Below are 13,914 nucleotides of genomic sequence, written 5' to 3'. Positions count from 1 at the left end.
TTTGGTTCCGGAATAGATTTAGAGAAGGGCGTGGACTAGCGACGACGGAAAGCCAGCCCAACGCCGGCGCCGACAACGAGCAACAGGCTGGTCGGCTCCGGCACCGAGGCGGCGAGCGCGGCGAACGCGGCGGCGCCGTTGGCGGCAATGAAGGCGTCCTTGAACAACCTGAAATCGACGTAGTTGTTGGCGCCGTCGCCGTTGAGGTCGCCGTTCTTGTAGAGCTCGTAGGCAGACATCCCGCTGAGGTCGCCCTGCGAAGCGGCGGCGAATAGGTAGAAGTCATCCGCATCCGTAACGCCATCGGCGTTCAGGTCGGTGTTGGCGATGGCTGCGCCGTCGTTGCCGACGTAAACCACCTCACCGGCAAGAGGCGAGCCGCCGGCAAGCGTGAAGTTGAAAACGAGGTCTTCGTACGGCGAGGGGTTCCAGGCATTGCCGATTGTCCGGCCCGCCGCCGAGGCAATCTGACCCCCGTCGCCGGTGGTCCCTTCGGCGATCAACTCCGGAGTGTCAGACGTCGATGTCCAAACGCCGTTGGCGTCGAAGTTTGTCGCGTCGATCGAAGTCCATGCGACGTTGTCGATGGAGCCCGACTCCGACGCGATCGAGTAGCTCAGCAAGCTGAGCTGCTCACCCGTGGCGTTGTTGACCGTGACCTCGCCGGTGTCACGATTGACGACGAGCTGCGGAACAGCCAGCTCACCGGGAACCGGACCGGCGTTGAAGCTGTCGAGCACGTCTTGAGCACTGAGCGAGTAATCGTAAACGCTGAACTCGTTGTAGCTTCCATCGAAGAGCGGGTCTCCCCACTGCGCGCGGCCGAGCCAGTTGTTGTTATCGCTGAAGAGCGTGAAGTCGATGAAGCCTTCGTCTTCAACCGGGCCCGAGTTCACCAGGGAGCCGTTAAGATAGAGCGACAGCGTTCCGTTGCCGCCGCCGGTGAAGTCTGTCTGATCCACCGTCACGACGACGTGATGCTCGACGCCCGCCGCCAACTCGGACGGCGCCGAGATGAAGTCTTCTTGCCCACCCGCTGAGTGGCTCGAGACGCTGAACTTGTTGGTCTCCTCGGGTGTGGGACGACCGCCCGTGCGGGGCACGACGATCAAGTAGTCCGTTGTGGCGCCGCTTCCTGACACATCTTCGCCGCCGACGCTGGTGCCGAAGTCGCCCAGACGAGCCCAGTCACGATTCGTTTGAACCGTGGCCCAAAACTCCAGACTGAACTGATACAGCGATCCGTTATTCGCCGCGGAACTGATCAGACCGTTCGGCAGATCGACGTAGGCGCCGTTGGCCGTCGGCGACGAGAAGTCTTGCGCCGAACTGAAATTGTTGTTGTTAGTGAGCCGGACTTGACCGCCCGAGTAGAACGCGATGCCCGACGGATCAACGAGTGTGCCGTTCTGCCCGCTGATGATGTCGGTGACAGCGCCGTCGTTGAAGGTGTAGCGGTTGACGGGCGACGGCTGGGCTTCAGCCGACGGGGTCGCCTGAATCGCGGCCAACGCCGTGAGGGCGAAAGGTGCGCTGTGCTTAATTGTCCAGAGGCGTTTCATGCGGGCCCTCCTTGCGGGCGGATCATCGGGGCTAGGAGATTCTTGGAAGAGGAACAAGTCTTTTCGTCATGCACGGCGTGGGGCCGCGCTCGTTGCGTCGCAGAAGTTTTTCTTGTTGGTGTTGCTGCCTACCGTCTTACAGAGCCGCGTCCCTTGGCTTTCGAGAGGTTCGACGAGGAGCCCTTCTCCGCCGTCGCCGCGTCGGCTGGCTCTGTTTGGACCGCGACCAATCCGAGATCGATAAACTGGCCGCCGTCCGTCTGACGGCAGTGGATGGCGAGCGAATGCTCACCGGTTCGGAAGAGTTTCTTGGCTCCGGCCGAGAGCGGTACGATGGTGTAGTCGAGCGTGAATCCCGAGAGCGTCTTGATGAGCTTGCCGTCGAGATAGACCTCGGCGTCTTCGTCGTGGTGGATCAGCAAGTACAGGTCTTCTAGCAACTGAGGGTCATCGAGCCGCACCGTGCGACGCAACCAGATGTCGCTCGTGTCCCATTCGGTCCTGACTGTCGCGCCGGGAGTGTTGGGCGTCCCGAATCCTGCTCGGCCAATCTGCCACGCAGAGTCGTCGTAGTCACTCGCCATCCAATCATCAGCCGCCGGCTGCGTTGTCGAATAGCTCCACTCCGCTCCCATCGAAGACGGGTCTTGAGAAGTGGCGAGCACCGTCGTCAGTTTCGGCGCGGGCCCGTAAAGGCGGTTGTTCCAGATCGCCGCTTTGTTGGGGTCGATCTTGAGAACCCGGCGGTCGTAGGTGACGAGGCCGTTGACCTCGCCCTCGACGTCGGTGGTTTGAGTATAGATCGCGGCAGCAAGCCCGTCACTCTTTAGGAGCCAAAGGTTGTCGATGAGCGACTTATAACTCTTGGCCAGTTCTTTCTCGTTATCAAAACTCTGGTAGCCCCAGTTCGTGACATCGAGCCACACATGGTCGGGAGTCACCAAGCCAAGACCCCCAAACTCGCCGAGCACCGCTGCGCGACCCTCCTCGGGAGGATGGATGGAGGGGCCCGGATAGTCATGCCTATCCAACAAGTCGCCGTAGCCGCGATCCGCCCAGCCGCTCGGCCCGTCAACCAGACGAGTCGGGTCGAGACCCTTCACCCATGCAAGTATCTCGTTGGTCTTGAACTGGCCCCAGCCTTCATTGAAGGGGACCCACACGATGATCGATGGGTGATGCGATAAGGCGTCCACCATCGCTTCTAACTCGGCGCGGAAGACCGCTTCCGATTCGGGGGAGCACGTCGGGTCTGCCTCGCTAGGCCCGATGCCACGCTCGCCGCCACACGGCATGTCTTGCCACACAAGCAAGCCGATCCTGTCGCACCAGTAGTACCAACGAGCCGGCTCGACTTTCACATGCTTGCGGCACGTGTTGAAGCCGAACTTCTTGGTCATTGTGATGTCCCACTTGAGCGCCTCGTCGCTAGGCGCCGTGTAGAGACCGTCCGGCCAATAGCCTTGGTCGAGCGGGCCGAAGCTGAAGCACTCTTTGCCGTTGAGACAGATTCGGCTCTGGCCACGCTCGTCCGGGACGACCGCGACGCTCCGCATGCCGACGTAGCTGCCGACGTGATCGACAACGTTGTGGACCTTGCCCGACTCGACAGCGAGATCGATATCAAGCTCGTACAGATAAGGATCGTCGGGCGACCAGAGACGGGCGTTCGGGATCGCCAATCGCAGCGACTCACCCGGCTTGCCGGTAACTCGGAGCGGCGCGCCGCCCTCGCTCTTGGTTGCAATCCGAACCACCGTCTTGTCCAACCCCGGGCCCTCGGCGTCGACGACCAACTCGACTTCACCTGAATCGACGTGGGGCGTGACCCGCAAAGATCGGATCCGCGTCTGCGGAACGGTCTCTAGCCAAACCGTCTGCCAAATGCCGGTCACCGCGGTGTAAACGATGCCGCCCGGTTCGAGCGACTGTTTCCCGTGGGGCTGACTTCCTCGATTGGTGGGATCGGTCACCCGCACGACGAGCGATTGCGGGCCCTTCGCGGTGAGTGCCTTGGTGATATCGAATGAGAAAGGGTCGTATCCCCCCGTGTGTTCACCAACTTCAATGCCGTTGACCCAGACCTTCGTCTGCCAATCGACGGCGCCGAAGTGCAGCAGCACCCGCTGACCGTCATGCTTGCCGGGGTCGAACTTCCGGCGATACCAAACGGCATCTTCCGGTCTGACCTCGGAAGCCACCCCTGATAGGACCGATTCGACCGGAAAGGGTACGACGATCTTCCTTTCGAATGCCTCAGGTTCGCCATCGCCCGAAGGCGCGAGGGCAAAATCCCACTCGCCATTTAGATTCGTCCAGGAATCACGCACCATCTGCGGCCGCGGGTACTCGGGCAGAACTGCTGACCTGTCGAGTTGCTCTCCCCAGGTGGTGAGCAGCGGACGCACCGCAGCCTCGCCCGACGCGACCTCGCTACCCGACGCCGCTTCCGCAACGCAGGCGTGGAGGGCGGCAACTAAGCCTAGCCCGACGATTCGGAACGAAAGTGAAGTCAAGACCTTGCCTGTGGAACAGCATCGGAGGCAACCGCACGAAGGCGGCGCCCAACCGGACTCAGGTAGGGGCGGGGTGATGGGTCACCCGCCAGCCAACGCCCCTCAACCGATCGATTAGTCGTCTGATAAGCACCTGAACCGCCCCCTGATAACAATCGCCGCTATCGCTGCGCAGAGCCGGCAGGGAGCCGTCACAGGTGTATGGGCAGACGCAAAGCCGACCTAAACGGAACTTTTGCAAAAAAGTCTGAAAAAGGCGTCAGATCGCAAAATCGCTTCATCCTGCGGGCTGCGCGGTCGCGAGCACCTAGCAGTGTGACTCTCGCAGGGGTAACCTGCGAGGCGTCATTTACTGCGGATTTCACGCTGCCGTGCTCTGGTTGCTTTACGACCCCACGGCTCAACAGCCGCCACCTAGGGCAAGTACTTTTCAAAGATGCCAAAGTTTGGCGTTAAGGTCCCGGAAGGCGTCGCCCATATAAGCAGTGTCATGGCGGGGCGAGAGCAGCACGAATCGGACCGACGCTGCGACTTCGCCACCCTGTGGGCGGAGTCCTACGATAAGCTACGGACCTATGTCCGGATCTTTGTGCCCGTCCTCCATGACGCGGATGACGTGCTGCAAGACACGGCGGTCGCCATCGCAAAGGACTTCGACAAATACGACCCCGAGCGTCCGTTCCTGGAATGGGCGGTTGGCGTCGCTCGGAACCGGGTCCTCCAGTACTACCGGAAGCGCGGACGCGACCGGAGGATGATTTTCGATGTTGACACTGTGTCGAAGATCGAAGGGAGCCTGCTGGAGCTCGAACCACGAATCGACAGCTACGAAGAGTCCCTCGAATTTTGCCTGCAGAAGCTCCCGGAACGGTCACGCCGGATGCTCGAGTTGCGATACACCTGTGCGATGAGCGCTGACGAGATCGCAAGTCAGCTAAAGATGACGGTGCAGTCGGTCTACACCCGGCTGTCCCAGATCCGTGTCGCCCTGCGGGACTGCGTCCGCAGGCAATTGCGTAGGACAGGAGGGAACGCCCCGTGAAGGGATTTTCGCCGTGAGAACGCCGATCGAACTCCTGAACGCCCACTTCGATGGGAAGATCCTCTCCCAGGACGAGGCTCGCTCCCTGTCTCGCTGGGTCGGCGCTGATCCCGACAACGCTCGTACCGTTGTCGAGCTGGGGATCATCCACTCTCAAGCCGATTACTGGCTCTCGGTCCCTCGGTTCCTTGACGAACTAGGGGATAGCGAAGACCCCGCGATCAAGAAGTCGATCGAGGCGGCTCTCGAAACGATCGAGATCGACTCGTACCGCAAGAATGTTAGCGCCAATTCCCGGTCCCCAGCCGGTAGCACGCCTTCGTGGGGATGGGCAGCCGCCGCGGTGGCGGCGTCGCTGTTGATTGGCGTCGTGTCGTTCCCCCGTGGCATTGACTCCGGCAAGGCCGATGCTGTGATTGCCTCGGCGCCAGCCGAGGAAAAGCTCGCTCCGAAGCCGATCGTCGTCGAACCGGCGCCCGTCGTCGCGACCGTCACCGAGACCATCAATGTGGAGTCTCGCAGTGGTAGCCGCTTGCGCCGCGGGCAATACGTTCGACGGGGCGAATCGCTAATTATTGAGGCGGGCGTCCTCGCCGTCACCACCGCTGACGGCTGTGATGTTGTCGTCGAGGGACCGGCGAAGCTCATATTCGAGGGTTCCCAGCAGATCGCCATGAGCGAAGGCCGACTCTCAGCCCGGATCGATGAAGCCGCCACAGGCCTGATCGTCAAGACGCCAACAGCCCGTGTTGTTGACCTGGGCACGGAGTTTGGCGTCGGCATCGGCCCCGACCTGGCCACCGAGGTCGCCGTCTACGAGGGCGTTGTTGAGCTCTACAGCGCCCGCACAGACGGGGACGCGCCCTCGCCGTCGAAGCGGATCACCGCCGGCCGCGCCGGCCATGTTGACGCCGACGGGTCGCTCAACTTCGCGGTCCAGACACTCCCGAATGACCGCGAGTTCATCCGGCCCGACGAGATCGCCTCGCTACGCAAGGCCCGCAGCGGGTCGGCCGAAGCGAGACAACAGACTTGTTTTTACGCCTTGCAGCGGACCCGCGGTTTGATGGCGTTCCAATCGTTCGACATCCCGTCGGACGGCGCCGCCTACTCGGTCGCCTTCCGTGAGGCGTCGCCGCGCTCGGCGACTTCCCCGACCATCACCCACGATCTGCAAAGCCGCCGCCTCTATTCGTCCGGCGCCCTGCTAGTAAATGAGGGCGAACACGCCTTCCTCGACATCGATACCTCAAGCGACTCACCTCTCGCCCGAGCCAAGCTGCTCACCGACCGCGGGCTGATCGGCCGGTCGGGCGCGGAGCTGTGGATCGCCTGGAAGACTAGGATGACCGACGCCAACCGCGCGGGCGATCACGCCGGGATGTCGCTAATGTTTGGCGACCAACGGCTCATGCAAGAGCCGCTCTTCGTCGGCTACTCCGGCGGCAAGCGGACGCTCGCCGTCGCGTCTAATGTCGGCAGTCGCACGGTCGAGCTCGAGCTCGACGCCGACCCGGACACGTTCGCCGTCGATCCGATGCCGCTCGACGACCAGACCCATCAGTGGGTGATGCAAATCATCTTCGGCGAACGCGGCGACAAGTTGGCGGTTTGGTGCGATGTGCCTCCCGCTGAAATCCGCACGGCTCGCCCTCAGGCCGAGACCGTCAACGCCAACCTGATCTTTGACCGCCTGCGTCTGGGCGTCAGCGACGACGCGTCCGCGTGGCTGTTTGACGACATCGTCTTGGCGACCTCGATCAACGCGATCGCCGAGGTCCAAGAGCTTCAATCCGCCAATGCCGCTAGGCGTTAGTTCTGACGGCTGAGGCGCTGGCACCGACACGCAGATCTGTCACCGTCGGACTGAACGACCTCTCTCGCCCCCAATCGGACGGCGCCTCGACAAGGCCCTAGAGGGCCATCTAAGCCAACAGACGGCTCCCATCGGGGGAAACCCTTAGGCTAGCGGCGGGACGCGTCGACAGGCCGCCCTAGGGGTCTATCGACGCCTGTCCACGACCACACTGGGCGTCTTAGTCCGTGCCCCTGCTGCAGCGTGGAGGACCCTCCGATCGGGGCGCCCCCCCTTGGCGGCAATCGAGCTCGCCAGTTGACGAAAGGTAAACGCGTCGCTGGCCATTCTCATGGAGATCCGAAGGCCTCCAACTTGCGTCAACGCTTCCTGCCGTACCAGTCACGGACGACGCCCTCGGCCTGTTTGCCGTAGATACAGAAGCCGCGGTTCCCACCGGCTTCATCGATCGGATACAGCCTTGCGGGCCAGTCCCACCAGGCGAAACCCTTGAACCACGGCTCGTCCCAGAAGGTCTCGAACATCGCCTCGTAGTAGTTAGCCTGTTCCCGCTCGTCGATCGGGCTGCCCAGCTCCGCGTCCGGATGCGACCAGGGGTAACGCGCACAACCACGGACGTTGGTGACGCCCGTTTCAATAAAGAGGATCGGCTTGCGGTACTCCTGGTGCAGATCGCGAAGCTCGTCACGCACTTGCCGCAGCGTCGCGACGATCTCGGTCTTGGGCGTCGTCGAAGCCACTGCCTCTTCCTCGGTCACGCCCTCTGGCGGAGCAACTGGGTAGTACGCGCTGACGCTTAAGAAATCGACCTCGTCCCAAAAGGTCACAAGCCGCTCGCGGCCGTGGTTGGCGTCGTACGTCAACTGGCCGTCGTACGCTGCGCGAACGCGACGGATCACCTCTCGCCATTCGTCGGCGAAGGACTCGGTCGAGTTCATCTCGCACCCTAGGCAGAAGGCGTCGACGTTTTTCTCGGCGGCGATCTTGGCGTAGTGCTCCAGGAAATCGCCGAAGCACGCCCACCACTCGGCCCACGCCGCCTCGTCTATCGCTTCGCCTTCACGGAAGACAGTCGTGTCGCCCCATGGGTCCTCGACCCCGGTAACGCCGGCCTCGCGTTCGGCCTCGCTCAGCGGTCGATAGAACCGGATCCACGCCCGCCAAGTCTGGTCTTCGCAGTTCACCGTCGGCTTGAGGATGACTCGCAGCCCGTTTTCACGAGCAAGGTCGATGGCGTGACGCACTTCGTCGTCGCTCACCATCTGCGAGTTGTTGTCGCCCCAAGTGAAGCGGGGCGTGTCGTAGGTCTTCAGATTCGGCGCGAAGGCGATGCAGACCGTGTCGGCGCTCGTCTCGGCCAGGTTCCGCATCGACTCGGCCGCAGCCGGTGAGGCGTAATCGCCCCGCGACCCCACCCAACCCCACGAGTGGCCTTTTACGAACCCGAGAGGCGATTCGGCAACCGATGACGACAACGCCGCCGCCAGAGTAGCCAAGGCGAGCAGGCATTTAGTCAACACGAAAGGCTCCGACCTGAGGGGGTAGGGCTTCACCGCTCCCAGTGAGCCGGGGCTAGGGCTTCGGAGCTTTGATCTCGAGCACCTGACCGGCGTGCGTGACCTCCACGATCAGCGGCGTCGTTCGCACGTCGGCGCACTCTTTGGCGATCAGCTTGCTCGCCTTGCCATTGGCCTCTTGAGCGACGAGCGTCACCTTGTGCGGCCCGACCACGAGCCCATCGGCGTACTTGTAGGTCGTGACGTTCTCGAACTTGCCGTCGGGGCCCACGCCCACCATCGCCGGACGCGGGTGCATCCCCTCCTTGGGCGGCGTCTGGCTATGGAAGAAGACCTTCATGCCGCCGACAGGGATCGGCGAGCCGTCCTCGTAAGTGACGACACCGCTCACCGGGACCGACTTGAACGGCCCTCCGCTTCCGCAACCAACCAAGGTGAGGCAGAGCAAGACAACGATTGAGAATTTCATGCCGCTTATATCCCGGGCTTATCTGCCGACATTCGTTACTCAGATCACACGAGCGTTAGAAGTCGTTGGAGACGACATACCCATCGTCGGGGCAGGTCAGGCGTTGCCACACCCCAAAGATCGTTTCGGCGCAACGAAGCCCGTTCGTCTGGCCACCGGTCTCGACGAAGTCTGAGATGAACTGCACGCTGCCGTCACACATGGTGGCAAAGATACCGCCCGGATGCTGACTGCGGGTGACGATCTGAGCGCTCACATCCCAGCTACTACTCTCGTAGGGAAGCATGCACTCTTGCCGCAAGTACTCCTGCCCGAAGGAAGCGACGACGTCCTGATTCCCAATGATGTCGTCCGAGCCCGGCGTGCAATCGTTGGGACCGAGGGCATAGTTTGAGCCATGCTGCGAGACAAGGTTCGACCCCACCATCTGCATCGCCCACACGCCACGACGGTCAACCGGCCCCAGACCGACGCGCAACTCGAATAGCGCGACCGTATGCGACGTGCCGTCGGTAATCTGCGCGATCGATGCGGCCTTGTCCGCGCCGCCGACGCCACGCCCACAAGTCATGGTCTCGCCATCCGTGTCGAGCGCCACTTTTCTCCAAACGTCTTCGTTGTTGAGAATCAGCGCGAGACCAACGTTGTAACCATAGTTTCCACGGGCCCACATGTTGCTTGCGTTCCCCGAGTTGTTCGGCGCGCCGGCGTCAAAGAGGTTGTTGGCGCCGATGTCCGAGGGGCAAAGCTGAAGCGACAGCTCCGTCGAGCGGGCGATCACGTTGGTGTTCGCCGGTTTGTTGCTGCCCCCTAACGAGGCGGCGGGAATGTTCGCGGACGTGAGCGATTGCAACCGCCCCGTGTCGGCGCGGACAAGATGGAAGGTGTCGTAGAGGCCCTGCTCTTCCATGAAGGGAAGAATGTCGATCGCCCAATTGTTGTACAGCCGGGTGCCGTCCGAGGCTCTGGCGATGGGGTTGGGGTCGAGGGGCTCGGTGTTGATCGCGACGGGGAACTTCTTGTAGACCCCCTCGTAATTCATCATCGCCAAGCCGAGGTTCTTGCAGTTGTTCTGGCACTGCGAACGCCTGGCCGCTTCGCGCGCCGCTTGCACCGCCGGCAGCAGCATCGCTACGAGGATGCCGATGATCGCGATGACAACCAGCAACTCGACGAGAGTGAAACCCCGTCGTGTCGTCTCTGCACCGTGACGCCGTCCGGTCCAACCTACGGCCGAGCGGTCGAGGCTTTCAACAAGACAAGTGACGGCCATAGAGGACCCCATTTCCATGTCCAGATGAGTCGATCGATAGACCGCGAAGTCAACGACTTTGAAGAGAGAGCTCATTGGTAAAGTACTTGAGCTGTTCGAGATGGTAACGGCTGACGGGCCGCAACGTCAATGATTACTTTGCCGCTTCAGGTTGGTACATCCGGCCGAGAAGTGCGGAAATCTCGGCGCCATAGAATGTGGGCGGCTGCGGAATCCGCAGCCGCCCACAGAATGGCCTCTCGGCCTTACTTCCGACGACCGCCTAGGCCGGCCAGAGCGCCCACAGACGCCAGCGTTAGCAGCGTCGTCGAAGGCTCGGGCACGGACACGGCAATCGCCACCCCCGCAGAACTCCCGTAGTTGCTCACCCACACATCGTAGTCCTCTTGCGTAACTGAACCCGGGGTGGCGTTCTCATTGGGAAGCGTGATGTCCTGTCCAAGCGCGTCGCGCCACACGGTGTAATCGGCCGCATTGACAAATCCATCGGCGTTGTAGTCGCCATCGACGGCGATCGACGTTCCGACGAAATTGACAATCTGGTCGTACGTCCGGTCGGCCGGCCCGCCTTCTCGACGGACCTCAAAATCGATGTCCTCGAGTCCCGATAGAGGGTTGTAGAGATCGCCGATGGCAAGGGTTTCGCCAACCTCCAGAGTGTGACTTCCAAGTAGCGACGCCTCCACGAGCTGCGTGGCCGATGATCCTCCCGCCTCAACCCATGTGCGAGTTCCGGCGATGTCTTGATCGTCCAGGCTGCTCCAACCAGCAGCGTCGAGCGCGCCACCGGCGCTCTTGATCTCCAGGTAATTCCAAGAGACGGGCCCGCTTGAATTATTGCGGAGCACGCCGGCGCCGGAGCTGCGGTCGATCTCAAGCGTCAACAGGTCCGGGACGCTGACCTGCTCGAGCACGATATTGTCGATGTACGCGCTAAACGGATCGATGCTGTCGGTGTTGTCTTGGAAGGCAACCTGCGCAGAGATATCAGGATTCCCTTGGTCCGCCGGATCGAGCAAGCCGAAATTCGACAACGGGATCGACATGGTCGTCGTACCGTCGGGATCTCCCAACAACCAGCCGCCGGCCTGCTGCCCACTGAAGTCGAGACCGAAGAAGACATTCAGCGCGTTGGCTTCACCCAGATCGACCCCTCGGAAGGTCACATCCGCTTTGACGACGAAGTGCTCAGAGCCGATGTTGGTGGCGTAGGACAATGCGTCATAGGCGGGATGCCCCGGCCCCCAGTTCACACTGGTCGTCGCGTTCCAACTGAACTGGCCCGGTGTAACGCCATTGTCGCCGAATTGAGTGATCTTCAGGCTGCTGCTGCCTTCGGTGGCGCCGATTGGGCTCTGTTCGATCAATGGCGCGGTGGCCCCGGGGTTCCCGTTGCCAGCGAAGAACGTTGGCGATTGCCAATCCGAGAGGTCTTCCCACGACTCAAGAAGCCACGTGTCCCCGATCTGACCCATCTGTGCTTGGGCGACGCCCGCGGTCGAGGCCACGGCGACGCCAGCCGCCGCAATCGCCGGCAGAGCGCGGCGCGTGCGACGCAACGCCAACCCGAGCACCGCCAACAGGGCGCCGCCGAGTGTTGTGGGCTCGGGGACGCTCGCCAACGCGCTGGCCAGCGAGCCGGCGCCGTGGAAGGTGTCGTAGAGGTCTTCGAATTGCAAGAAGTCTTGGAAGTCGTTGGCGCCGTCAGCGTTGAAGTCACCGAGCGTCGGATTCGCTACGAGATGCTGCGACATGAAGAGGTCGAAGTCGTCGAGGTCGATCTCGCCATCGTTGTTCAGGTCGATGACGCCGGCGATGTCCTGCTCGACCAAACGGAAGTTATCGATGAAGATCCGCGCCGCCGTGGTGTTACTCGGCGCGGGCAATGTCCCGAAGACGCTATTGTAGAGAATCCCAAGTCGGATCTCGTTCAGAGCGGTTCCCTCGGCAAAGTCCCAGCCGAAATCGGTGAGTGGAACCGACGCATTAACGACGGCGTAGTCCTCGTTGTCCCACTGCGGGTCGAAGACTTCGATGGTATGGACGTTATTGATCTGCCTAAAGCCACCGTTGCTGGTGTCACCCAACAGGCCCACCCAGAAGAATCGTTGTGGGAATTGGCCGTTATTCGCCGGGTCGACGGTCTCTTCCGGTGGTTGCCACGCGATCGACCGCATCTGTTGCACGTCGTAGATGATGTCGAAATCGATCGTATACAACGCCTGAGCGCCGCTGAGAATCGCCTCTCGCAACGCAACAGCACGGGTATCGGAGCCGGAATAGATAGCGCCGGCGGGAGCACTGTAGTGCGTGTCGAGATTGAACGCGGCGCCGTTGATCGTTGCGTCGTAAGAACCGCCGTTCCCCTTGCCGACGATGTTGAGCTCAAGCGATCCCGCCCCTTGCGTAAAGGTCCCGGGCGTCGTGCTCTGTCCGTAAGTGAGCTCCGAAGTCTGTGCACGCTGGTACCAGCCGCCCGAAATACTGGCGGTGGCGTCTAGTTCCGGATCGAAGTCAACATTGCCCGGCTGGCTAGGGCCGATATCCCACGTGGCGAGCGGTGTTTCGATGAATTGGGCTGAGGCGGAACCCGCCGCGACCAGTGAGCCAAGTAGCGCGCCGAGACGCTGGAGCGTTTTCTGTTGTGACGATCGCATAGCGGGTCCATTCCCTTTGCTGACGAGGTTGTGCTGCTGCGTCCAGGAGCGATGAGAGTCAATGCAGTTGCCGTTTAGGCAGACGCGGCAGAAGAGCGATACTCGGGGGGGTGAGACTTCGCCGCCTCAAAAACACTAGCTGAGGCGGCTTGATGCTGTTTCCACTAGTCCCAGCACGCCGGCCGGGCGACTTCGCGGCTGGCGAACGGGATTCTCCAGGCCGATCAACGACGCCGCATCGTCACCACCCCAACGAGCGAGGCGCCGACGAGCACGAGACACGATGGCTCGGGAACCGCCGTGGTGATTTGGATTGTCACGTCGAGCGGCTCGCCTAAGCCAACTTGCGAGTTGAGATCGAACATGCCGAACTGAAGTCCCCAGGCGTTCGCCAGGATGTTTCCATCGACATCGGTGTGCACAATGCCTGCTGGCAAAATGCCCGAGAAATTGTTGGCGCTGGAGAGCGACATTATCACACTCTCAGCACTGCCATCTCCGAGCAACGGTTGCGAGGGGGAGCCTTCGTAAAAGGTCCAATCCGGCGCCGTCTGAAGGTAGGTCTGCGCCGTTACGCCGGGTTCGCTAGCCGAGACAACCCACTCGACACCGCTATTGGCGGTGAGGTCGAGACCACCGGGAAAGCCTTGTAATGAGACCCGCGCGAAAGCGGTTCCCGGAAACGGATCGAAGGAACTAGTGTCTTGTCCGTAGGCGAACGAGACGTCGAGTTCGATACCTCCGGGGATCGACGTGATGCTATTGATGACGCTGTACTGCGTCGCATTGTGGAAGCCGGCGGTCGCGTCCGTGAGCGCCTGGATCTCTGCCTGCGTTGGTTGGTAATTCTGCGCATGAGCTTGGGCGACTGACATCGTCGCCATCGCAACTATCGCCAAGGTGTGCCTCATAAGAACTCTCTCCAAGCAAACGTGGGAATTTCGAGAACCAACGACGCCGCTTCCCGCTCTCGTACAGCCTTCCTGACGGTTACTAGTCTCGACGCTTTCGCACAGCACAAGCCGCGAGCGATCGCCTGACACGCGATGAATCGATGGCAGC

The 13,914-nt window shown here is 61.7% G+C and carries 9 protein-coding genes; 2 read left to right on the top strand and 7 right to left on the bottom strand.

Annotation, left to right across the window (positions count from 1 at the left end; genetic code table 11):
* Positions 1-35: 35 nt before the first annotated feature.
* Both Spa11_RS11075 and Spa11_RS11070 read right to left on the bottom strand, forming a co-directional pair.
* Positions 36-1,562, bottom strand: coding sequence for a LamG-like jellyroll fold domain-containing protein (locus Spa11_RS11075; protein ID WP_145112167.1), 1,527 nt, complete (start codon positions 1,560-1,562; stop codon positions 36-38).
* A 128-nt stretch (positions 1,563-1,690) separates the two neighbouring features.
* On the bottom strand, positions 1,691-4,078 hold the full coding sequence (locus Spa11_RS11070; RefSeq protein WP_197529912.1) for a glycoside hydrolase family 2 protein: 2,388 nt from the start codon (positions 4,076-4,078) through the stop codon (positions 1,691-1,693).
* Positions 4,079-4,514: 436 nt separating this feature from the next.
* Between Spa11_RS11070 and Spa11_RS11065 the strand changes: the two genes are divergently transcribed.
* The gene (locus Spa11_RS11065; RefSeq protein ID WP_145112165.1) at positions 4,515-5,120 is read left to right on the top strand and encodes a sigma-70 family RNA polymerase sigma factor; all 606 of its coding nucleotides are present in this window, start codon (positions 4,515-4,517) and stop codon (positions 5,118-5,120) included.
* A 13-nt stretch (positions 5,121-5,133) separates the two neighbouring features.
* Positions 5,134-6,936, top strand: coding sequence for a FecR domain-containing protein (locus Spa11_RS11060; protein WP_145112163.1), 1,803 nt, complete (start codon positions 5,134-5,136; stop codon positions 6,934-6,936).
* A gap of 359 nt (positions 6,937-7,295) precedes the next feature.
* On the opposite strand, the gene Spa11_RS11055 is transcribed toward Spa11_RS11060, so the two are convergent.
* The 5 genes from Spa11_RS11055 to Spa11_RS11035 all read right to left on the bottom strand — a co-directional run bounded on the left by Spa11_RS11055 (position 7,296) and on the right by Spa11_RS11035 (position 13,763).
* Positions 7,296-8,456, bottom strand: coding sequence for a glycoside hydrolase family 113 (locus Spa11_RS11055; RefSeq protein WP_145112161.1), 1,161 nt, complete (start codon positions 8,454-8,456; stop codon positions 7,296-7,298).
* A gap of 52 nt (positions 8,457-8,508) precedes the next feature.
* A complete protein-coding gene (locus Spa11_RS11050) occupies positions 8,509-8,922 on the bottom strand; it encodes a hypothetical protein (RefSeq protein ID WP_145112159.1) in 414 nt (137 codons plus the stop codon).
* Between the two features lie 55 nt (positions 8,923-8,977).
* A complete protein-coding gene (locus Spa11_RS11045; protein ID WP_145112157.1) occupies positions 8,978-10,270 on the bottom strand; it encodes a DUF1559 domain-containing protein in 1,293 nt (430 codons plus the stop codon).
* A 170-nt stretch (positions 10,271-10,440) separates the two neighbouring features.
* Positions 10,441-12,852, bottom strand: a complete 2,412-nt coding sequence (locus Spa11_RS11040) for a PEP-CTERM sorting domain-containing protein (RefSeq protein ID WP_145112155.1) — start codon at positions 12,850-12,852, stop codon at positions 10,441-10,443.
* A 224-nt stretch (positions 12,853-13,076) separates the two neighbouring features.
* On the bottom strand, positions 13,077-13,763 hold the full coding sequence (locus Spa11_RS11035) for a PEP-CTERM sorting domain-containing protein (RefSeq protein ID WP_145112153.1): 687 nt from the start codon (positions 13,761-13,763) through the stop codon (positions 13,077-13,079).
* Positions 13,764-13,914: the final 151 nt, after the last annotated feature.

Source organism: Botrimarina mediterranea, from assembly GCF_007753265.1.
GTDB classification, from domain to species: domain Bacteria; phylum Planctomycetota; class Planctomycetia; order Pirellulales; family Lacipirellulaceae; genus Botrimarina; species Botrimarina mediterranea.
This window is presented reverse-complemented; position numbering and strand designations above follow the sequence as displayed.